Origin of the sequence: Nostoc mirabile CHAB5784 (assembly GCF_020829645.1) — a bacterium.
GTDB lineage: Bacteria > Cyanobacteriota > Cyanobacteriia > Cyanobacteriales > Nostocaceae > Nostoc > Nostoc mirabile.
Window position 1 is genome coordinate 19372 of record NZ_JAIVFS010000073.1, and the last position, 21581, is coordinate 40952.

Below are 21581 nucleotides of genomic sequence, written 5' to 3' on the forward strand. Positions count from 1 at the left end.
ATGTGGGATCTATTTGGGGTGATCAGTCCAAATTTTGGTTCAAATTTTGGGACAACGGTATGAGAAAATACCTCTTTGGCAAGCATTGCGGCTAATCTTAAATATCGAAGAAAACCAAATAACAAGAATAATGGCTCAAAATTTTCATAGCAATTCCCAACTTCCCTCGGATATGTCAACTGCTATCAATCGCACAGCAAAGCCAAGTTCTGAGTTCTACTCTATTTTTTCTGAAGAAGAAGTTTTAGGGATAATTCATGCATTAGAAGTCAGACGAGAAATACCTCTCAAGTATTCTTATAAAGGGAGAGGCGCAAAAATCTGGGACGATTTTTATCTAAAATATGTTATCCCAACATGGTATCGAACATCGAATGTAGAAATTGACCTTTTAAAAGACAATTTTCAATACTTGAATGGCAATATTCAAAGTGGCAAAAAAGTTAACATTGTAGACGTTGGTGCAGGAAATTCCTATCCAGTTAAAAAATTTATTCAAAGACTTAATAAACTCGGAAAAATTAATAAATATATTGCTTTAGATATCAGCGAGGAATTGCTTCATTTATCCAAGAATAATTTTAGAAAATGGTTTCCTCTTGTCGAGTTTCTCAGTTCTCCAATTGACATAGAAAATAGTTGTGTACCCCAAAATTTATTCCAAAATAAAGCTACCCTTGAAATTGACGACACAGCGAAAATATTTTTCCACTTAGGTGTTACCATCGGTAATCATCAAAATAGAGATGAGGTACTAAAAAACTTTAGAGATAGCATGAGAAAAAATGATTTTCTGGTGTTTACTAATGAAACTGGTTCTAACTCTACATGGGATGGAAACGTCAGAGGTGGCTGCAAGTATCATGTAGAAGAAATATATGGATGGGTTAAAAGCAAGATTGGAATTAAATCTGAAGATTCTGAATTGGTGAGAAAGTATGATTTAAAAACAGATAGTATAGTTGCTAATATGAAATTTCACCATAATTACACTCTAAATTTTAGTCGAATAGGGATAGATAAGAAGATTGAAATATCTGAAGGTGAAGAAATTACTATTTGGCGACATCATAAGTATGAAATCCCTAAACTTTTGCAAGAGTTAGAACGTTCTGGGCTGGAACTTATTCACTATAGTATTGACAAATACAAATCACATATCATGGTGATTTGTAAAGTTGCCAGTAGCTAACCTTTTTGGCGCGGTGGGGTTCTCCGGGTTTAATAAATAATCAAGCGGACATAATAGACCTTTTGCATAAATCAAAAATAAAGAACCCCACCCCGCATTTGCTAAAGTTGCTCTGTTCGATCACTGGTAAGAGCGATCGCAAAGAACATTCAACTTCATCGGCGTAGTTTACCGCTGTAGGCATCGCTTCCATGACACTGCATCAAGGACGATCTCCTGATCCATCCCTATACTGTTCAATAGCTTTAAAAGCTGTAGTGCTTATGGAGCATAGCTTATAGCTTTTCAAGCGTGCCATTCGGCTATAAACGTAAAAATACACACTGGTAGTTGCTTTAATGTGTACTTTTGTAAAGATTTTAGAGGAATATCCGTAAAGCTATCAGCTTGATAATGATTAATTTATATATGTTTCCTTAAACATGAAATAACAGGACTAGGGGTATGAGTATCTTCAGAACAGAAAACCGGGTTAAGCTTAAAAGTTTTATTAGGTAAGGATTCTCCCGACAACGAAGGTCATTGACCGAAGATGGCTCAGGGGCACTTAGCTGGGAGCGGGGGGAGCAAGCCCTGCCCCTGAGCCGTGGAATGAATTCTGGAACATGGGTATCAAGCCCCGTCATAAAGGACGCCTGAAGGAAGGCGGAGTACAAGCTCCGTCTCAGTTTTCCCCCAGCAAAGCGCCCCCTGCTCCCTTGCCTCTTTTGACTTTTTAGCGATCATCGAGTCATTACTGAACGAGAAAATAAGGGTTTTAGCTTCTAAAAATGCTTGTTTTACTCATGTAATATCTCTTAACCCGGTTTTCTGCGCGAATGCTACTCATACCCCAAATTAAGTAAGGCTTTATGCACATAATCAAATTTCTGTTAGTGCGTAAATCCTAGACTCAACAACAGTACCAAACAAGGAAAGAAAACCATGTCTAACACAACAATCCATTTACCACCACAAATCTTTAAAACTTGGATTAATTCTCAAGAAGAAGATGAGCCGGATTTAATAGTTTATAGACCGGAAGGATTTCCATTTCCTCCTGCTAGATTTCGGGAAAAATTGAATTTCAAAGAAAATGGGGAATTCATTCTTACTGTTCCTGGTGACAATGATGTACCAAAAGGAATTCAGGGAACTTGGGAATCTAGCGTAAAAGATAAAATTCTCGTCCAATTTCCCAATTCGGAAATTGAAGGTTTTATCCTGCAAATTGTATTAATTGAAGAAGAAATTTTGAAAGTTCGCAGATTTCCTATTGAACCATAGGTCACAAGAGGCAGGGTAGCAGGGGGAAAGGGGGAGAGACTGGAACGGGGCTTGATACCCCGCCCCAGTCCAAGCAAGCGTCCTTTATGACGGGGCGGCTTGTAACCCATGTTCCGCTCTGCTCCACGCTCTTGAGAAGGTCTTGTTGCCGTTGGCATCATAAATATAGGTTTTTGCGTAATAAGGGACTTCCAAGAAATAAATTATCCAAATGAACGTAGACGCAAAGCGGTGAAGCAGCCGGTCTTGGGGGTTTCCCCCATGAGCGACTGCACCAAGCCGGAGGGCTTGCCGAAGGCTACCACTCCAGACGCAGAGAACACAGAGAGGGGAGAAATAGAGAAGATTTTTGCGTCAGTTTTGGGATATTTTTTTATTTGGAAGTCCCTAACCGTCGCTATAGTATGTCAATTCGCAATTTGCAATTACATTTTGTAACGGGGATTCTACCCCGATGGTTCCTGAGCCTGTCGTACCCCTATTTCTGATGATGCTAAAAAATCAGTTTTACTTGGCTTGTGCATCAATTAAATGTACATCAAACGTGGTCTAGGCTGAGGAACTGGACGCCCTAAATCTTTAGCCGTTTCTATCCATTCCTGCATCACTAATTCTACATTATGCAGAGCTTCTTGATAAGTATCACCGTCAGCAGCACAGCCTGGTAATTCTGGTATTTCAGCAATAAAGGCTTGATCTAATTCACTCCAGTAGAGAATAACTTCATAGCGAAACATCATTTTTACTTCCTAGCTTATACTTGACAATTACTGCACGAACTTGTTTAATTTGATAGCTTTTGGCTTTTCCTCTCTTATGTTGCAGGTTCAATATTTCCTCAACATCGGCTTTGATAAAAATACGATGATCGCCACGAATCCGTTCCTCAAAGCCTAGTCGATATAAAAGTTGCCACAGTTGGGCGAAAGGAATGTCTGCATCAGAAGTCCCAGAGAGGATCTTTTCTAAGAGTTTGTCTTGCTGACTCACGTTTTTATGGCTGTCTTAATGCTTCTATAGTCTCATATTTATTTAAAATCAGGGTAGATGTAAGTGTTTACTCAAATTTACAAGTGATATAGGCAACTACAGAGGGCAAACTGTTCAGATTGCTCATATCATAATGCTGAGGTATAAATCCGTCTCAGTTAATGTTAAATATTGAGTAAGAAATATTACACGAATATGAAGAACCAAATTCTAGCCATAGCTGCCTTTTTAACCACGATTAGTTTGGCAACAACCGTACAAGCAGCAAATTCTGAACACGTTAAACAGTTATTGGCAACCAAGCAATGTCAAAACTGCGATTTAACCAATGCAGGTTTAGTGATGGCTGACTTATCAGGTGCTAATTTGAGCGGTGCTAATCTCACAGGTGCTAACTTCAGTCGGGCAAACTTGAGCGGTGCAGATTTGCGGGGTGCAAACTTGAGTGGTGCGAGTTTATTTGGTGTCAACCTGAGCGAAGCTAAATTTAGTGGGGCAAATTTAGCGGGTGCTGATTTGAGAAATACTTATTTAGCAAATGCACAACTAACTGGTGCTTACTTGAATGGTGCTAACTTCCAAGGTGCAGTTGGTATACCATCACAAATTGCTTCACCAGAAGAATTTTATGCTTTGGGTGTAGCAGAAGGGCAAAAAGGCAACCAACAGCAAGCAATCAGTTATTTTAATCAAGCGATCGCTATTAAACCAGAATATGCGGATGCTTATTTAGCTCGTGGTGTCGCCCGTTACCAAATACTAAATAGAGAAGGTGCATTCCAAGATGCCCAAGTTGCTGAAAAATTGTTTACATCCCAAAACAACAGCACTGGAACGCTAACAGCTCAAGCTTTTATAAAAGAACTGCAAACACCGGTAAATGAGAAGGTAAGCGCTGGTAGCCCCAGTTTTGTTGACTTTTTGGGAAGTCTTGGCTCAGTCTTGCTCCAGTTCTTCCCTTTTTAAGAGTGATTGAAGCAACAGAAGGATAATAACAAATGACAAGTGACAAAGCGCAAAGTCTGAGCGGAGGTTTCCTCCGATCAGAACTTTGTAAGAGAGGACAAATGACTTTATCTCAGGAATTATGGGCAGCAAATCAAGACTTAGCCCAAGCTTGCCTAGAGCATCCTTTCGTTCAAGGCATTGGCGATGGTACTCTTGAGCAAGCTAAATTTGCTTACTACGTAGGGCAAGATGCTTTTTTTTTAGAAGCTTTTGCCCGTGCGTACAGTATCGCCGCAGCTAAAGCACCAGACTGGTTAGGTTTCACCACATTTCATAACTTAGCTAGTGGAGTTTTAGAAGAACTGCGGCTGCATAGTGGCTATGCTTCTGGGTGGGGAGTCAATTTGCATTCTGTAGAACCAGGAGCCGCTACCCGCCACTATACTGACTTTTTGTTAGCAACTGCTTGGGGTGGAGATGTGGGCTTAACTGCTGCGGCGATGTCTCCTTGTATGCGTTTGTATGCCTTTTTGGGAGAACAGTTAGCTCGTAATGGCATTCCTAATCATCAATATGCAGACTGGATTCGTACTTACAGCAGTGCAGACTTTCAACCATTAACACAACAATTAGAAAATTTGGTTGACAATTATGCCGCGAGCAATTCTGTTGTGCATTCAACTTATCGTTATGCGATGTTTTGCGAACGCGACTTTTTTCAGGCTGCGTGGATTTTGAAGTAGGGTAGCACAGCTGTGCTACCTTATGAACTTAACGAATAATAGCTGCCCAATTAAGTAAAATAAACTTAGACATTGCTTAAGGGACTTCCAAGAAATAAATTATCCAAATAAACGAACCACTCCAGACACAGAGAACACAGAGGAATAAGGAGGAGAGAGTTTTTTCGCCAGTTTTTTGAGTATTTTTTTATTTGGAAGTCCCTAAGCTGCCTTTGCCGTTAGTTGCAGTTTGGGTGGGTTGAATAGTGGGAACCGCAACAACTGAAGGAATTTGTGAAATAGATTTTTGACTATTAATCCCCTTTCGGCTAGAGCCGCCTGCCTTTGAATACTCCATGCTGTTTCTGCCGTAGACTGTCGCAACTCCAGTAAGCATCCTTTCAGACAGTTCCGAGAGTGTTTGCTCCATCTGAGTTATCGTCTTACGAGATTCCTCAAGATTAGACAAAAGCGTATTATGAGCTTCTAGCGTGGCACGAGTGTTATGGATAAGGCGGGTATAAGCTTCAACGCTTAATCCGTGCCCTAAATCCAGATTTTCATTGATGGATTTAAGCAGGGCGAGACGGCGTTGAGCTTTGTCTACAGCAGCAGAACCGCGAGTTTTTAAAGACATGGGAGATATTTCTGGAATACTTCTATTTCAACATACTGGGATGTGTTACTGCGTGATAAGAGTAATTATGTGGATTTAATTGAAACTCAGAAATTGATACTTACCCTGTGTTTATACTTATTGATTTGTCTCTATCTCTTGTTTCGGGATGAACGTAATTAGCAAATAATGTCGCTCAACAAGCAAATGCTCTCGCTCAACAAGCAAATGCTCTCGCTCAACAAGCAAATGCTCTCGCTTAACAAGCAAATGCTCTCGCTCAACAAGCAAATGCTCTCGCTCAACAAGCAAATGCTCTCGCTCAACAAGCAAATGCTCTCGCTCAACAAGCAAATGCTCTCGCTCAACAAGCAAATGCTCTCGCTCAACAAGCAAATGCTCTCGCTCAACAAGCAAATGCTCTCGCTCAACAAGCAAATGCTCTCGCTCAACAAGCAAATGCTCTCGCTCAACAAGCAAATGCTCTCGCTCAACAAGCAAATGCTCTCGCTTTTTATAAACATTCAATTCTCAATTTTGCAAAGCGTGGATGTGTAGCGGCTTTGCGTCTATGCTCGTTTGTAAAATAAAGAAATGCAGTTTGTCTGTGTATATTTGACTTAGAATCCTCAGAAGTGGAAGTGTAAATTTTATGTCTAATTATCAAGAAGTACTACTGCAAGCTCAAAGCCTAACTCCTGAAGAGCAAATACGCTTAATTGAAGACTTGTCAAGCTTAATTCGTCAACAGGTAACGATGACACCTAAGCCAAAGCGTAGTATCCTCGAATTACGTGGGTTAGGTAAAGCAATCTGGAATGGCGTTGATGCTCAAGAATACGTTAATCAGGAACGTGATATCATGTCCGCCAAGTTACCCATAATAAAAGAACCCCACCCCCAACCCCTCCCCGCAAGCAGGAGGGGAGCGAAAGCGTAGCTTTTGCGGGGTGGGGTTCTTCGGGTTTAATAAGCAATCAAGCGGACATGATATGATTCATGGAATGGCTAGTCCAGCTACAGGGGCAAATTGTGGGTTTGCATACTGCTTTACTGATTTACTTTATTGAAGAAAATCCTAATTATTTGGATGTTACAAATGCTTTTTTTAAAGCGATGTTTCGTGGTGAGTTTAGTGTTATAACATCAGTTTTGACTATCACGGAAGTGTTAGTCTATCCCTTGCGACAAGGAAACACAGCATTAGCTCAACAATATCGTGAAATTCTATTTAATTCCCAAGGTTTAACAGCTATCGAAGTTTTTCCCAACATCGCTAAAAATGCGGCACAATTAAGGGCAGATTATAACTTAAGAACCCCAGATGCTATTCAGATGGCTACTGCTATTCGTGGCGGTGCATCATTTTTCTTGACAAATGATGCGCGGTTGCCGTCTTTACCAGCGTTATCAGTGTTAGTGTTGGATACACTCATAGTTTGAGTCTTTTTGTATGTTGCGTAGGCGTAGCCCGCACTTCTCTATGAGACGCTGCGTGTAGCAAGATCCCCGAAGTGGTACGACAGAGCTATGTGACCATCGTAGACATCGCACTTCGTATTTTAATCAATTCACCAGATATTTTCAAGATTAAAGACAAATCCAGTCAGTACATCTTCTCCTGATAAACTAGCAGGAGATTGCAGCACTTCAACATCTCCAATAGAGCGATAAATTTCTACTTGCCGATTTTCTAAATCAATTAACCAACCTAATTTAGCACCGTTGTCTCGGTACTCTTGCATTTTATTTTGTAGCCTTGTTAAACAATCAGTATCAGAACGCAATTCCACTACAAAATCAGGACATACAGGCGGAAATCTCTCTTTTTGCTCCTGTGTGAGAGAATCCCATCTGTCACGTTTTAACCAAGATGCGTCAGGCGAACGCATTGCCCCATTTGCTAAAATAAACCCAACTGAAGAACCAAAAGCTATACCTAGTGACTCATCACGATTCCACACTCCAAGTTGAGCAGTTAAATCAGCATTGCGGTTGCTGGTTAAACCTCCGACTAGAGGCATTAGTAGCAATGTGCCATCAGCATTACGCTCAAATCTGATTAATTCATTTATCTGACATAACTGGAAGAATTGCTCATCTGTTATTTGAAGAACAGGAGCAAAGTTGATAGTTAACGCATCCATAGAAAATTAAACTTGAATATTACCATAAAATTTCAACTAATTCATTGCTGCCTTTTAATTGATGCTTTAATTTCCTCCCAAGTCAGCACATTATCTGGATTTGAATTATAGTCAGCAATTCGGCGTTCAAGCTCTTGCTTTTGTGCATCGGTTAAATCAGGGTAAACTTGCTTTGCCGCGATGGTATCCCAAATTGCCTGCACAAGACAGATTCTATCTTCAACACTCAGAGTTGCAATTTTGTTCAAAGTAGCTGTGATGTCCATGCTGATTAATGTGGAATGAGGAAGCGACTGGTACACCTTAAATATAGCGGACAAGATTTTGTCCATCAAATTGAACGCTGCATATACTTTGCTGCCCAACAATGCGATAACCTTACAGAAAACCTCAAAAATACAGCGATCACTTGTTGTGGAAGAGTGAGTACGTTAGCGCAGCTTACCGTAGGTATCGCTATTTATAAACATTCAATTCTCAATTTTGCGAGGCTGCCATAGGCTCCTATCACAACCCCAACCAACACCGCAAAGACTGCTCTAAAAGTTCAGTATCAGCATCAGCTAACTTGCCGATCACTTTCACAACTAAGCTTTTATGCACTGTATATAAACCTCTCTTGACTGCTGTAGCCACGTTTAGCCCTGCTGCTGACCATTCAGACAAGACAAACTCACCTTCTAGCAATGCTCCAGTTTTGCTCGTCAAGGGTGTAATTAGGATGTCTTGAGAAACGTGTGGCGCACTTACAACAACACCAGGTCTAACTTTTGAACTGGACAAATCTGAAAAGGGATACTGAACCAAAATGATGTCATTTTTAGAGTAGTTGGGCATAGACATCATCCTCAGCGTTATCCCAAACTGATGAGAGTGATGTTTGACTAGTTTGAAGCCAAAATTCAGTTTCATCATCAGGAAGTAGCGTCACTAGTACTCTTGTCCCTTCCGGTAATTCCTCTAACTCCAGCAATTCGATTTTTCCTTGCCGAACAGTAGCCCAAAGCGTTTTTAGCATATCTGTTTTATGAATAGTCATGCTTTAATTTTATGCTTCGATAGTTTATGAGGAGCCATGTCTACAACGGGCTATTCGGCGTCGCATTATTAGCTACTTAAATTGTCTCACCTGTAAGTCGCAGACGTGATTATTCTAGTTGTAGCTTGGGGTAAACGCAGTGAAACCCAACGAATAAACTATGATCAAGAAGCAGACTTGATTTACTAGAGTGCTTTGCATGGTTTCAGCAGAATTAATCTCCACTTTGCGAGAACTTAGTCGAGCAGATAAGTTTTATATTATGCAGGTTTTAATCTCAGAGTTAGCCCAACAGGAAACCGATCTGATTAAGCGCGATCAGTCTTATCCTGTGTGGTCGCCTTATGATGCAGTTGAAGCAGCAGATACTATGTTAAAAGTGCTAGAAGCTGCTAAAGCTCAAGACCATGCGTAACGCACAACGGTATTCCTTTATCCCGATTGATGTTGCATTGGGCGAAGCCAGTTTCCGCCCCTATCTACCCCTTACTTTGATCTACCAGCAAAGTTCTGTGATAACATCCGGTCTGTTGGATACTGGAGCAAGCGTGAATGTGCTTCCTTATTCAGTAGGAGTTGAGCTTGGTTATGTATGGGAGCAGCAGACAACTGCATTGAGTTTGACAGGTAATTTAGCTCAATACGAGGCGCGTGTCGTGGTTCTTCAAGCAGTAGTTGGGCAATTTGAACCTGTACAACTTGTATTTGCATGGACACAGGCTACAAATGTACCGCTAATTTTGGGGCAAGTTAACTTCTTTATGGAGTTTGATGTTTGTTTCTACCGTTCACATTTACAGTTTGAGATCAGCCCTAAATCGTTAGCCTCAGAGTAGATTTATTGCAGTTGCCAGCTACTTAACGCATCAATGTAGAGGACGGAAGCCATTGGTGAAGATAATTATAAAGAGCGATGTCTACGACGGGCTATTCGGCGTTGCCTTGCAGAAATCCTCAAAAACAAAGCGTAGATGCGTAGCAGCTTGTCGTTAGACATCGCTTGTTGTGGAAGAGTGAGTGCGTTAACGCAGCTTACCGTAGGTATCGCTATTTATAAACATTCAATTCTCAATTTTGCGAGGCTGCCATAGGCTCCTATCACAACCCCAACCAACACCGCAAAGACTGCTCTAAAAGTTCAGTATCAGCATCAGCTAACTTGCCGATCACTTTCACAACTAAGCTTTTATGCACTGTATATAAACCTCTCTTGACTGCTGTAGCCACGTTTAGCCCTGCTGCTGACTATTCAGACAAAACAAACTCACCTTCTAGCAATGCTCCAGTTTTGCTCGTCAAGGGTGTAATTAGGATGTCTTGAGAAACGTGTGGCGCACTTACAACAACACCAGGTCTAACTTTTGAACTGGACAAATCTGAAAAGGGATACTGAACCAAAATGATGTCATTTTTAGAGTAGTTGGGCATAGACATCATCCTCAGCGTTATCCCAAACTGATGAGAGTGATGTTTGACTGGTTTGAAGCCAAAATTCAGTTTCATCATCAGGAAGTAGCGTCACTAGTACTCTTGTCCCTTCCGGTAATTCCTCTAACTCCAGCAATTCGATTTTTCCGTGCCGAACAGTAGCCCAAAGCGTTTTTAGCATATCTGTTTTATGAATAGTCATGCTTTAATTTTATGCTTCGATAGTTTATGAGGAGCGATGTCTACGACGGGCTATTCGGCGTCGCTTTGCAGAAAACCTCGAAAAGATTGACCAAGTTCCTTTCCTGTCTCCTTTTAATTCATGCAAATCATAACTCGGTAATCTAATATCTTCTACAATTAACGCTGGAGCTTAACCCGACCTACTCGCTGTTGGGTGCATTGGGTTTATTAGATGTTTAGTTGTTTTCAAATGTAACATCATTACACTCTTAAAATGAAAATTGTAAGAATAGTACCAGCTACGGCAATTGATATGTGAAGCGCCACCCAAAGATGATTGGGATGAAATTTTGTCATTAACGGGTGACGTTTTTCGTGAAATTCTTTTGCTTTAATTCTGCGTTCTTCAATCTGTGCGTCAGGGTATAATTCATTCAGCCTGTCACGATAGAGTTTTACAATAGAAAGGCTATAGTGAATACGCTCTCGATATTTTCGAGAGCCTATAGCCCCATAGATGCCTAAGAAAATAAGAAGTAGAGATAACGGTAGATTATTTCTGTCAAGTCCTTTTTGAGTGAAAATTCCTACTATAGCTGAGGCAATCAAAAGAATTATATTACTGAGTGCTGACCTCTGATCCTCTGCTTGTTTGACCTCAGCCCATCTTTGCTCACAAAGTTTTAGCAAGACATCTGTTAAGTCTGCCATTTTGTTTTGTCCTATTAACGACAGCTATACTCTTGAAGATTTACATAAATGTGAAAGGCACGGTATTGCCGTGCCTCATATATTATTGGTTATGTATAAACCTACTCAATCCCTTCAATCCGGTCTTCAACTTCTTGGTACAACTCGCGCAGACGATCTAAATTCTCCTCGCTAGTCTCCCAATAACCGCGTCCATTCACTTCCAGCAAAGTTGATACAATCTTGCGGAAAGAATGAGGATTGAGGTTCAGCAAACGTTTCTGCATTTCTTCATCTTTGATGAAGGTTTCGTTAGTATCCTCATAAATCCAGTTATCCACAGCGCCAGCTGTCGCACTCCAACCTGTTGTATTCACTAACCGCTTGGAGAGTTCGCGCACACCTTCGTAACCGTGAGACAGCATTCCCTCGTACCACTTGGGATTTAACAATTTGGTACGCGCATCCAAACGCACGGTTTCTGATAATGTTCGCACTTGGGCGTTAGCTGTGGTTGTATCTGCAATATAAGATGCTGGTTTTTTACCATCACCGCGCAGACTTGCCACCAGCTTAGTAGGATCTGAATCGAAGTAGTGGGAAACGTCCGTTAAGCTAATCTCGGAAGAATCCAAATTTTGAAAAGTTGCATCAGCAGTTTTCAATGTGCTTTCAAAAATCTGCCGGGATTCGTCCATGATTCCGGGGTTATCGGAATTGAAGGAGAAGGATTTCCGGTTGAGATACATTTCCTGCAACTCGGCTTCGCTATCCCAAGTGCTGTTTTCTACCGCCAAGTTGATATTTGACGAGTAGGAACCAGAAGCGTTGGAGAAAACGCGCGTTGCTGCTTGACGCAGATTAATCCCCATTTCTTGGGCTTGCTGCAAAGCGTGTTTGCGAACAAAGTTCATTTCTAAAGGTTCATCTGCCTCAGCTGCCATTTTCACCCCTTGGTCTAGCAGGTTCATTTGGTTGATGAACAAGTCACGGAATACACCAGAACAGTTGATCACCACATCAATTCTGGGGCGTCCCAACTCTTCTAGAGATATCAATTCCAACTTGTTCACCCGTCCCAAGGCATCGGGAACCGGACGTACGCCCACCATCCACATAATTTGCGCTAGGGATTCGCCGTAAGTTTTGATGTTATCGGTTCCCCAAAGGACGCAGGCGATGGTTTCTGGCCATTTTCCTTCGTTTTCTGCCTTGTTACGTGCCAAAAGCCTGTCTACAACGATTTTGGCTGATTGTACTGCTGCTGTTGTTGGGATGGATTGCGGATCGAGTGCATGGATATTCTTACCCGTGGGCAATACATCCGGGTTGCGGATGGGATCGCCACCAGGGCCAGGTAAGATGTACTCACCTTCTAAGCCTCTGAGTAATGCCCCTAGTTCGTTATCGGCACAAACTTGTTGCAGGCAGAATTCCAAATACTCAAACAGGGGTTTTAGGGCGGCGCTATCGACTTTGGGATAACCTGCTTTATGCAATGATTCTACCCAAGGTTCTTTTTTGCCCATGTTAAAGAAATTCAACCGGGAAACTAGAGAAACTCGCCCTTCTGCGTCGGTTTGCTCTTGGACAAGGGCGCTAACTGCTGCACGGGTTGCTAAGGTGATGTCTTGCAATAACTGGACATCTTGTAAAATGCCCCGGTCATTATTTTGGTAAATATCGTCAATGTTACGCCCAATGCTATTGGCGATAATTCCCGGCAAGCCTTGAATTCCTTCTTCCTGACGATCTAGACTAGCAATGTTGACGAGAGTTGCGATCGCTTCTTCTGCACTTGGGGGTTTACCAATGACGTGCAAACCACAAGGCAACAACCGAGACTCGATTTCCATCAACTTGCGGTAGACGTTGCCAACAATATTATCGCGATCGTCGGTACTCATGTCTCTGGCATCGGTTTCTGGCAGGTTAATATCCTTATCCAGATTCACGATCCGGCATTTATCCATAATGCTGTTGACAATGGAAACACCGCGTCCACTATCTTTCAAGGTTTGGTAGGAAGCAATTAATTCGCTGAGTTCCTTCAAACCTTTATACAAACCAGCATTTTCTGCCGGCGGTGTCAAGTAAGAAATTGTTTCGGCATAACTCCGACGTTTGGCAATTGTCGCCTCACTCGGATTATTAGCTGCGTAGTAATACAGGTTAGGAATTGAGCCAATCAAGTTATCTGGATAACAATCACCAGACATCCCCATCTGTTTACCTGGCATGAATTCCAAGGAACCATGTGTACCAAAGTGCAGTACAGCATCAGCTTTCCAAACTTGCTCTAAGTAAGTGTAGTAAGCAGCAAAACCGTGGTGAGGACTAGCTGAACGGGAGAACAACAGCCGCATCGGGTCGCCTTCGTAACCAAATGTAGGTTGTACACCGATGAAGACGTTACCGAATTGCTTACCATAAATTAGCAGGTTTTGCCCATCGCTGTTGAGATGTCCCGGAGGTGGGCCCCAGTTTTCCTCTAAGCGTTGAGAGTAAGGGGTAAGTGCCTCATACTCAGGAACCGACATTTTGTAAGCAACGTTGAGTTCTGGGCTGTTGTACTGCGCCTGTGCATCATGGATGACTTCTTGCATCAACGCTTCGGCTGATTCTGGCAAATCTGGTAAGTCGTAGCCGTTATTTTTGAGAGCTTTCATCACCTCGTAGATGGAACCGAATACATCCAAATATGCGGCGGTTCCGACGTTGCCTTTATCTGGCGGGAAGCTAAAAACGGTGATAGCGACTTTTTTATCAAGCTTCGGTTTGCGGCGCAGATTTGCCCATTTTAAGGCGCGTTCGGCTACAGCTTCAACCCGATCGCGCAGTGCGATCGCTTTCCCTGTAGTCCCATCCCTACCTGATAAAATTATCGGCTCAATTGCCCCATCCAATTCAGGAATCGCAATTTGCAAAGCTACTTGAATCGGATGCAAGCCCAAATCGCTATCCATCCACTCTTCTGTAGTTTGGAAAACTAAAGGTAACGCCACCATGTAAGGACGGTTTAAGCGTTTAAGTGACTCAATTGCCTTGGGATGATCTTGTCTGGCTGGACCACCCACTAAAGCAAAACCAGTCAGCGAGATCACTGCATCTACTAACTGTGTGTTGGTATTTGGTTCGTAAAAGTAGGCATCCACAGGCTTGGAGAAATCCAAACCACCAGCAAAAACAGGTAATACCCGTGCGCCGAGTGCTTCCAACTCCTGCACCATTGCTACATAATGGGCATCATCCCCTGTAACTAGGTGAGTGCGTTGCAATACTAACCCAACACAAGGAGCTAGAGGATCTTTTAGATCACTAGAAATATCCTTACGAGCTGTATACCAATTGAGATACTCTCTGACATCCTCAAACATACTGCCAGCCAAAGGATGCCAAATCCCTAAATCGGGATAAACCACCGGCTGTTGATATGTAGAAGGTGCAAAATTTTGTTTCTCTAAACCTTTAAATACGTATTTATCAGCTAGCATTAGCAAGAAGTTTTCCAGATTTTCTGGAGAACCACCTAGCCAATACTGAAAACTGAGCATGAAATTTCGGGCGTCCTGTGCCTTATCCATTGGTAAAAACTTCAGCACTTGCGGCAGCGTTCGCAAAAGCTTCAGCATTCCATCTTGGAATCCCGCACCTGATTTTTCTTTGCGTTTCCGCATGAATTGCGCAATCGCACTTTTTGACTGACCCAACTGTGCCAAGGAAAAGCTGCCCATTTTACTCAGGCGCATTACTTCTGGCATCGAGGGAAAGACAACGGAAACATCCAGATGATCGCGGTGTGGTTCTACTGCTGCTACTACTTTCTGTGCTAAGTCTTCGATGAAAATGAGGGAAGCGATGAAGATATTCGCACTCTCAATTTCTCGTTTGAACTCTTCGTAGTTCTCTGGGTCGCGGAGTTCCTCAATCAAGTACCCGCTGATTTCAATCGCCAAGTTAGGATTGCTCGCGTTAATCGTGCGAACCGCTTGCGACAATGCACTCTGGTACTGGGACTCAAGCACGACATAGACCACCTTGATTAAATTACGTCCGCGTAAGTTATCAGGCGCAATGTGTCTAATGGTGGACTTGACGTGGGTGAACATGCTTCTTCGGCTCCTTTGATGCGTGTTCTCTACTGGAAGTTCCTAGCGGCATCAGCAGCCACAGGTAACTACTTATCTTCGGCAATATGTGTTTTTTATCAGAAAACGCTTGCCCAGTGGGCATTTTCTCGTATATCTGACACAAATCGATATAAAAAACGAAATATTTCTTTGTCATTGTTGACTTTATATAAAAGTATTAGCTCACATTCATGTAAATATTTTGTAATATTAACTTTAATCGTTAAATAGTTATTTAAAGATATTAGCCGATATACAAAACAAAACCCGCTTGTGCGGGTTGTAAAATTGGATATGTTTGGCGAAATGCGATCGCTTAATTTCTGTAAGAGGATGTTTGAAAAGTCATGATTGATGTATCAAATATTTTTTACCCCACCCTAACCCGGACCTTATAAAGGGGAGGGAACCGGATTTTCTTATTTCCCCCCAATATATCGGGGGGATTAAGGGGGGTAATAATTCGATTAAAATCACAACATACCAGTAGCGTTGTTGGCAATCTCCTGAGCTTTTTGTTCAAAACCCGCCCAGCCGACTGGCTCGACTTTCCGCGCTCATCCCTCACTAATTGATTCTGCATTCTTCTTCAACCTTCCCGCACCATCCAAACCAACATTCCCAATAATATTTCCACTGGCGGAACGGGATAATCATTCAAATCAATACTCAATGTTTGCCCTTCTAATTTCAAAAATCGCCAAGCGGTACCACTGCTGACGCTGCCATAAATTGTCTTAATCGGTATATTATTGATTTCATTGAATTTTTGTGCGGCAATCATTTCTGCTGCACATTGCCCTAAACCAAATTTTAAATCACCTTTTTTCGCTTCAAGAATCACGATGACAGGAGCTTCAATAAATATTTGTTCGGGTGAGCGGCTAATTAAAAAATCACATACTCCACTTAAGCCTAGCTCCGATGCGACGGTAAAATCTTCACCCGAAAAAAAGCTGACTTTGCGTTCGAGAATTTTCCGAACTTCTACGAGAATAGGACTAATAATTAACTCTGAGCGAGCTTTTTCTGAACCAGTTGCTGTTGCTAGCGGTAGTCCTTCGCTTAGTGCTTCTTTGAGGTAAAAACTAGGTTCTATGGACTGTGTTTCGGGTAAAAACCGTCCATTTTCAACCGTAGTTAAGTTAAAGTCGCGTTTGATCATCGGTTTGACTTAAAGCTGCAAACAGTAGCAAACCTGGAGAATTGAAAAATACTTCGGTTGGCTGTTCCCAAAGTCGAATTACTTCAAATCTGTGCAGGCTGTTTTCTAGAACAAATTCTGTTTGATAAACTAACTCAGAATCAGTTGGTTTTAGATAAATCACCACCTGACGCATTCGCTTATGGGGAAATTTCCGATACACTCGCAAACGATAATCACTCATCCGAAAGGGAATATCGGCTTTGGGTGCAGTTTGGAATTCCAGATGGAGGATAATTTCATCCGACTGCAACAAAATTAATGCATCGGCGCGGATGGGTTCGAGGGATAATTCAGAAGGACTCAGTTCGGTGAGAGTTATTGGTTCACCGAGTAGCCAAGTTGCAAAGTCGCTGGAAAATGACTCTGCGAGAAACTTGCAGACATTATCAAACATAAGTAAGTCGGCGCAAAAAAAGCTAACTGGTGAAGGCTGTCATTTGTCCTTTGTCCTTTGTCATTGATAAGGGTTTCAGGTGTATTTACTTTTCGTAATATAGTTCTGTTTTTTCCCACTGACTTACTTAGAGCAAATTATATCAGTTTAATTACAGACCAGAGGCCGATCGCTCGGTGTAAAGACAAAACCACTGGAATTACAATTGCGACGCACTACAACGATCGTAATTTTGCCATTGTGGTGATCGCCCCCTTGAAATTTAATAACTCCCGTTGCTCCTTTTACGGAAAAGCCAGGATTTGCAAGTGTTTTCTGAATGCCGATGCGAGTGGGATTTTCCCTCAAGGCTTTGCTTAATACCAATACTGCGTCATAGCTGGTGGCGGTTCGCCAGGTAATATCAGTTGGATCAATTTTCCAAAGGGTTTGAGCTTGGCGTACAAACAAGGAGTTAATATCATTTAAGTGATGCCATGCGATCGCGAATGCCGTGCGTTCGATTTTTTGTGGTGAAAGAACTTGATATGATTTGAGTAAGTCAGAAGTGTAGAGAGTATTACCCGCAACAATCCAAGATTGGTTGACATTCGACCGAATTACTTCTAAGGCATTGGGAATCGCATTATACAATCCTACTCCTGGATCTGGGATGAGGACAATCACCGTTGCACCTTGGGTTTTTGCTTGATTTAATGCCGCTTTCGCATCAAAGCTATCAGTGGCGAGATTGAAGGCTGGTTGGTGGTCAATAACATGACCCGGAAACGATTTAGCCGCTTCTCGAAACGCCCTAGAGAGAGATTCGGCATACTCGCTACCCTGACCCGGACTGTAAAAAATAGCAACTTGGCTCTGTTGTAGTTCGGAGAACACGTAGGTTGCCATTTTTTGGGCGGCGACGCGAGCGCTAGGGACAGTACGGAAGAAAAAAGGACTTTTGAGGTTATCTGAGATGCTGGTTGCAGAAATTAAAACTACCCCTGCTTGGGTATAAGTTTGTAGGGACTGTTTGGTGGCTTCGCTGCTATTATGACCCAAAACAGCCAGTAAATCTGGATATTTCACCAACTTTTCGGCAACTTTGAGGGCATTATTTTCAGCTTTCTTATCGTCACGATTATTATCATCAGCGATAATCATCCGTAAAGGCTGACCCTTCTTGAGTACCTCAGTTTGAGCTTGAGCAGCACCCCTGAGCATTTCTAGACCTACGGCGGTACGACGTCTTAGGGGAACTGCAACTGCGATCGTGCGAATCTTATTTGCTGGAAATTGCATTTGAATTTTGGCGTTGTTGAGGTAAATTAAAGTTTCTGGATCTGACTCCTGATTGAAAGCAGTTTCAAATAGATCCTTAGCTTCCAAAAAATTTCTGCTGCCATACTTTTCAATAGCTAATTGCTTTGATACTGGAGGCTGATGATCTCCCCAATAGCTTGCAGGAATTAGGCTTTCTTCACCACAACTGAGATGATCATCTGGAATATAATCGCAAGTCTGAGCCAGAGTTGTTGCCTCATACAGCCATTTTGCACCGACGAACAGCAAAACAGCACAAGTCGCACTCAGTAATAATTTTTGCCATTGCACCAATGAATACTTATCAATATTCTCAATCTTTTCTAGAATGGCTTGAGTTGTTGGCGGACGTTTCTGTGGATGAAAATTCGTCATCGCCTGAATCAAATCAATAAATTTTTTAGGGGTTTGTTTATCCTTAACGTACTTAAACCAATTGGGTAAATCTTGACGGCGATCGCCAGCTGGATCAATACCTGTCATTAAATAGATAAAAGTCCGACCAAGAGCGTAGAAATCCGACTGGAGAACAGCGTGTCCCTCAAGTTGTTCAGGAGCAGTATATCCAACAGAATGAATCACCGTGATCGATTTTCCATTGACAATAGTTTGCGACAAATTACGCGCCGTCCCAAAATCAATTAAAATTAATTTTCCATCGGGGCGGAGCATAATATTTGACGGCTTGATATCTCGATGAAAAAACCCATTGTCATGTACAAATTGCAGAATCTGCGTCAATTGTTTTAGCCAATCTAATGCTTTTGTATAAGATGTTAAGTAGTGATGCTGATCAAGCCAACGCTGTAAATCTTCACCCTCGACTTTCTCCATTACAAAACAGCGTAATTGGCGACCTGTATGCAAAACTAGAGGAAATAGCATTTCACCAGCAGGCAAACCAGGATGCTGCAAACTTGTTAAAATTGATGCTTCTTGCTCAAATAATCGCAGTAAATCAGGCGTAACTTCCTTGAGGGACTTGAGAACCTTGGGTTGAGCCTGATTAACTAAATCTTCGATTTCAAATACTTCTGTATAGCGATATCTATCAACTTGCAGAGGATGCTTAATTTGGTAACGATTTTGCAATATAAGTGGCGTTTTACAGTTTTCACATACCGCACACTTATCAGGATTTTCTCGTTCCGAACAATCTGGATTGATGCAGTATGCCATAAACTCAAGATGAACACCAAAAAAGCACTATACGTATGAATTTCACTGAAATAAGCTGGATTTAGATCCCCGACTTCTTGAAGAAGTCGGGGATCTGGGCAGGAACTTTTGCTTAAGTATGTGACATTCCACTATACGCATTGTAGAACTACGGACAATAAAAAAGTTCAACCCAAGAGTGGGTGGAGTTTTTGGGCATGGGGGATTGGTAATTATTCATGCTCTATGCCCTATGTCCTATGCCCCAAGCGGCGGGGCGGCTTTCCTTCTTCCCTACAAGGTTGTACTGGTTTCTCGCCGCTTTCAATAAAAAAGTTCAATTTCTGGTGTTCTGTTAGAGCGGGCATCAAATTTGTCAAGCTCAATTTTAGATCAGTTACATGGTGAGCCGAAACTTAACTAGATTACACAATCAAAAACAGCGAAATTACTAATATAACGCCGTGTGCAACTTTTACTCAAACCTAACCCCCCAACCCCCTTCCCACCTCTCCCCAACCCTCTCCTAAGAGGAGAGGGAAGCGGAAAAACTTTTGTTGCTGTCAGGGGGAAAATTCAAAGCCTCTCCAAGGGGAGAGGAATGGAAGTGAGGTTTTCTTTCTAAGAAGTGTTAACATCTCTACTATCTTGGCGATGCATACCATTAAGCAACGATTGGCACGCTGGTTTAGCGAAAATTTTGACATCTTTAGAGAAGGACAGTCTAGCTGGGTTATTCAACCCAAATCTTGTCAAGGCTGCCTTTTGTTTTTGCTGCTGTTTGTGCCGCTGGTGCTTATTTCTCTTGGGTACACAATTTTTCTGATTTTCAAAATTTATCCAATTGTGTTTTCAACCCTAATGACTCGGTTGGGCATTGCTTCATGGTTGGGTTTACCTCTCCTCATTGCAGCTTTTTTGGGGTATTTTATCAATTTGCCACTCTTCATCTTGACGGCGCGTCGTCAAGATGAACAGCGAGTAAATTTTGAAATCCTTCCGCTCTGGCTGTTAAAGTATTGGTGCTTACCTTCATACAAAATCCGATACCAAGCTTATAGTTACATTGCTATAAATGTATCAGGGGGTCTGATTCCCATTATTTTGGCACTTTACCAATTTCATCGCGCTCAACCCTTAGCGATTTTAATCGTGACAGCGCTCGTTGGGTTGATAAGTTACTTCCTGGTGACAGTCATACCAGGAAGAGCAATTGTTACCAGATGGTCGAGGTTTTGGCTAATCACAACCGTTGCTGCTTTGTCAGCAATGTCATTGGTTGCTGATGGAGTCAACCGCATTGATGTGTCAGTTGCTTTTGCGGGGGCAGTATTGGGAACAACGATCGGAGCTGATTTACTACATCTAAAGGATGTTCGTCCTGAAAATGCAGTAACTCCCCTTAGTATTGGAGGTGCAGGATTGGATGATGGGATCGCTCAATGCGGTTTGTGCGCTTTAATAATGGCTGAATGGCTTCCTGCTGCTATGGCTTTCCTATCTGCTTATTCGTAGTCCGGCGATTGACCTTGGGGCAGTGCCAGAGCGATCGCCAATCCGGGACAATAAGATGGATTTAACTACATTCAGCACTCGGTAGCACTTTGGAGTCGATAATGGGAGAAGCAAAACGCCGTCAGAAGTTAGATCCTAATTGGGGGCAATTGTCAGGATTCACTCAGCGCAACAAACCGAAAATTACCTACTTGACTGAATCACACCCCGACTATCAAAAAGCCAGTGAGTTAAAAAATAACTTCTACAAAGATAAAAATCGAGTTTACCTAGTCCGCCTCGACTACTCTGATGGCGATTACTTCGTGGGAGCAGTACACGCATTTTTGCTTGGATCGTCCATTGCAGTCAACGCTATGTGGTCTGCTAACCCCAACACTCAACGCACGGGTGTAGAGGTTTTACAAAGTATTCGTCGAGATATCGGTTTGAAGGCCAGAGACTCAATGAGTCAATCCTCTGTCGTAATTGTGGAATAATACCCCACTGTGTTCTATTGGACGCTCGCTGTGGAACATGGAAGGACATAACGGGACTTAAACAAAAGACAAGAGTAAAAAAGGGTATAATGCTATCTCAGCGTAGCTTTCACGTTGAAAAAGGTCATGAAAGAAACTACCCCCGCAGCCATGCCGCCATGCTTTGAAAGATGGT

The 21581-nt window shown here is 42.2% G+C and carries 25 protein-coding genes and 1 pseudogene; 11 read left to right on the top strand and 15 right to left on the bottom strand.

The features are described 5' to 3' along the window. The first annotated feature begins 130 nt into the window (after positions 1 to 130). Entirely contained in the window at positions 131 to 1192 is a 1062-nt protein-coding gene (locus LC653_RS31480) for an L-histidine N(alpha)-methyltransferase (protein ID WP_229498567.1), read from the top strand. 924 nt (positions 1193 to 2116) lie between these two features. Next, on the top strand, positions 2117 to 2458 hold the full coding sequence (locus LC653_RS31485; protein WP_229498544.1) for a hypothetical protein: 342 nt from the start codon (positions 2117 to 2119) through the stop codon (positions 2456 to 2458). Between the two features lie 527 nt (positions 2459 to 2985). Here the strand turns inward: LC653_RS31485 and LC653_RS31490 are convergent. Both LC653_RS31490 and LC653_RS31495 read right to left on the bottom strand, forming a co-directional pair. Next, positions 2986 to 3198 carry a type II toxin-antitoxin system HicB family antitoxin gene (locus LC653_RS31490; RefSeq protein WP_229498545.1) on the bottom strand — a complete coding sequence of 71 codons (213 nt, stop codon included), beginning with the start codon at positions 3196 to 3198 and terminating at the stop codon, positions 2986 to 2988. Then, a complete protein-coding gene (locus tag LC653_RS31495) occupies positions 3182 to 3448 on the bottom strand; it encodes a type II toxin-antitoxin system HicA family toxin (protein WP_229498546.1) in 267 nt (88 codons plus the stop codon). The genes LC653_RS31490 and LC653_RS31495 overlap by 17 nt, the downstream gene beginning before the upstream one ends. 195 nt (positions 3449 to 3643) lie before the next feature. On the opposite strand from LC653_RS31495, the gene LC653_RS31500 reads away from it, so the two are divergent. Next, positions 3644 to 4414, top strand: a complete 771-nt coding sequence (locus LC653_RS31500; RefSeq protein WP_229498547.1) for a pentapeptide repeat-containing protein — start codon at positions 3644 to 3646, stop codon at positions 4412 to 4414. A 101-nt stretch (positions 4415 to 4515) separates the two neighbouring features. Then, entirely contained in the window at positions 4516 to 5139 is a 624-nt protein-coding gene (locus LC653_RS31505) for a TenA family protein (protein WP_229498548.1), read from the top strand. A gap of 187 nt (positions 5140 to 5326) precedes the next feature. Here the strand turns inward: LC653_RS31505 and LC653_RS31510 are convergent, their stop codons facing one another. Beyond that, complete coding sequence (locus LC653_RS31510; RefSeq protein WP_229498549.1) at positions 5327 to 5755, bottom strand: hypothetical protein; 429 nt, start codon at positions 5753 to 5755, stop codon at positions 5327 to 5329. Between the two features lie 168 nt (positions 5756 to 5923). Between LC653_RS31510 and LC653_RS31515 the strand changes: the two genes are divergently transcribed. From LC653_RS31515 to LC653_RS31525, 3 genes are all read left to right on the top strand, one after another. Further along, the gene (locus tag LC653_RS31515; RefSeq protein WP_229498550.1) at positions 5924 to 6292 is read left to right on the top strand and encodes a coiled-coil domain-containing protein; all 369 of its coding nucleotides are present in this window, start codon (positions 5924 to 5926) and stop codon (positions 6290 to 6292) included. Between the two features lie 94 nt (positions 6293 to 6386). Then, positions 6387 to 6674, top strand: a complete 288-nt coding sequence (locus LC653_RS31520) for a hypothetical protein (RefSeq protein WP_229498551.1) — start codon at positions 6387 to 6389, stop codon at positions 6672 to 6674. A gap of 59 nt (positions 6675 to 6733) precedes the next feature. Continuing rightward, a complete protein-coding gene (locus LC653_RS31525) occupies positions 6734 to 7177 on the top strand; it encodes a type II toxin-antitoxin system VapC family toxin (protein ID WP_229498552.1) in 444 nt (147 codons plus the stop codon). 128 nt (positions 7178 to 7305) lie between these two features. On the opposite strand, the gene LC653_RS31530 is transcribed toward LC653_RS31525, so the two are convergent. The 4 genes from LC653_RS31530 to LC653_RS31545 all read right to left on the bottom strand — a co-directional run bounded on the left by LC653_RS31530 (position 7306) and on the right by LC653_RS31545 (position 8920). Further along, the gene (locus tag LC653_RS31530; RefSeq protein WP_229498553.1) at positions 7306 to 7881 is read right to left on the bottom strand and encodes a Uma2 family endonuclease; all 576 of its coding nucleotides are present in this window, start codon (positions 7879 to 7881) and stop codon (positions 7306 to 7308) included. A 41-nt stretch (positions 7882 to 7922) separates the two neighbouring features. Further along, positions 7923 to 8201 carry an addiction module protein gene (locus LC653_RS31535; protein WP_372478253.1) on the bottom strand — a complete coding sequence of 93 codons (279 nt, stop codon included), beginning with the start codon at positions 8199 to 8201 and terminating at the stop codon, positions 7923 to 7925. A 187-nt stretch (positions 8202 to 8388) separates the two neighbouring features. Beyond that, on the bottom strand, positions 8389 to 8718 hold the full coding sequence (locus LC653_RS31540; RefSeq protein ID WP_229498554.1) for a type II toxin-antitoxin system PemK/MazF family toxin: 330 nt from the start codon (positions 8716 to 8718) through the stop codon (positions 8389 to 8391). After that, complete coding sequence (locus tag LC653_RS31545; protein ID WP_229498555.1) at positions 8702 to 8920, bottom strand: hypothetical protein; 219 nt, start codon at positions 8918 to 8920, stop codon at positions 8702 to 8704. Before LC653_RS31545 ends, LC653_RS31540 begins: the two co-directional genes overlap by 17 nt. Positions 8921 to 9119: 199 nt before the next feature. On the opposite strand from LC653_RS31545, the gene LC653_RS31550 reads away from it, so the two are divergent. Both LC653_RS31550 and LC653_RS31555 read left to right on the top strand, forming a co-directional pair. Then, positions 9120 to 9335 (top strand): hypothetical protein, encoded by a 216-nt coding sequence (locus LC653_RS31550; protein WP_229498556.1) that lies wholly within the window; start codon positions 9120 to 9122, stop codon positions 9333 to 9335. Then, positions 9328 to 9756, top strand: coding sequence for an aspartyl protease family protein (locus LC653_RS31555; protein ID WP_229498557.1), 429 nt, complete (start codon positions 9328 to 9330; stop codon positions 9754 to 9756). Before LC653_RS31550 ends, LC653_RS31555 begins: the two co-directional genes overlap by 8 nt. 262 nt (positions 9757 to 10018) lie before the next feature. Here LC653_RS31555 and LC653_RS46465 read toward each other — a convergent pair whose 3' ends face one another. The 8 genes and pseudogenes from LC653_RS46465 to LC653_RS31590 all read right to left on the bottom strand — a co-directional run bounded on the left by LC653_RS46465 (position 10019) and on the right by LC653_RS31590 (position 19433). After that, on the bottom strand, positions 10019 to 10147 hold the full coding sequence (locus LC653_RS46465) for a hypothetical protein (RefSeq protein ID WP_267923249.1): 129 nt from the start codon (positions 10145 to 10147) through the stop codon (positions 10019 to 10021). An 18-nt stretch (positions 10148 to 10165) separates the two neighbouring features. Continuing rightward, complete coding sequence (locus tag LC653_RS31560; protein ID WP_229498558.1) at positions 10166 to 10348, bottom strand: hypothetical protein; 183 nt, start codon at positions 10346 to 10348, stop codon at positions 10166 to 10168. Beyond that, positions 10332 to 10550 carry a hypothetical protein gene (locus LC653_RS31565; protein WP_229498559.1) on the bottom strand — a complete coding sequence of 73 codons (219 nt, stop codon included), beginning with the start codon at positions 10548 to 10550 and terminating at the stop codon, positions 10332 to 10334. Before LC653_RS31565 ends, LC653_RS31560 begins: the two co-directional genes overlap by 17 nt. A 242-nt stretch (positions 10551 to 10792) precedes the next feature. Beyond that, entirely contained in the window at positions 10793 to 11242 is a 450-nt protein-coding gene (locus LC653_RS31570) for a hypothetical protein (RefSeq protein WP_229498560.1), read from the bottom strand. Positions 11243 to 11343: 101 nt separating this feature from the next. Then, positions 11344 to 15330: a magnesium chelatase subunit H gene (locus LC653_RS31575; protein WP_229498561.1), complete on the bottom strand. Its 3987-nt coding sequence runs from the start codon at positions 15328 to 15330 to the stop codon at positions 11344 to 11346. 610 nt (positions 15331 to 15940) lie between these two features. Further along, positions 15941 to 16516, bottom strand: coding sequence for a hypothetical protein (locus LC653_RS31580; RefSeq protein WP_229498562.1), 576 nt, complete (start codon positions 16514 to 16516; stop codon positions 15941 to 15943). After that, a pseudogene (locus LC653_RS31585) lies at positions 16503 to 16952 on the bottom strand (Rpn family recombination-promoting nuclease/putative transposase); the annotation flags it as partial. The gene LC653_RS31580 and the pseudogene LC653_RS31585, both read right to left, overlap by 14 nt. A gap of 147 nt (positions 16953 to 17099) precedes the next feature. After that, on the bottom strand, positions 17100 to 19433 hold the full coding sequence (locus LC653_RS31590) for a bifunctional serine/threonine-protein kinase/ABC transporter substrate-binding protein (protein WP_229498563.1): 2334 nt from the start codon (positions 19431 to 19433) through the stop codon (positions 17100 to 17102). A 633-nt stretch (positions 19434 to 20066) separates the two neighbouring features. Between LC653_RS31590 and LC653_RS31595 the strand changes: the two genes are divergently transcribed. Both LC653_RS31595 and LC653_RS31600 read left to right on the top strand, forming a co-directional pair. After that, positions 20067 to 20927: a DUF1614 domain-containing protein gene (locus tag LC653_RS31595; protein ID WP_229498564.1), complete on the top strand. Its 861-nt coding sequence runs from the start codon at positions 20067 to 20069 to the stop codon at positions 20925 to 20927. A 101-nt stretch (positions 20928 to 21028) separates the two neighbouring features. Then, entirely contained in the window at positions 21029 to 21406 is a 378-nt protein-coding gene (locus LC653_RS31600; protein WP_229498565.1) for a hypothetical protein, read from the top strand. The last annotated feature ends 175 nt before the right edge of the window (positions 21407 to 21581 follow it).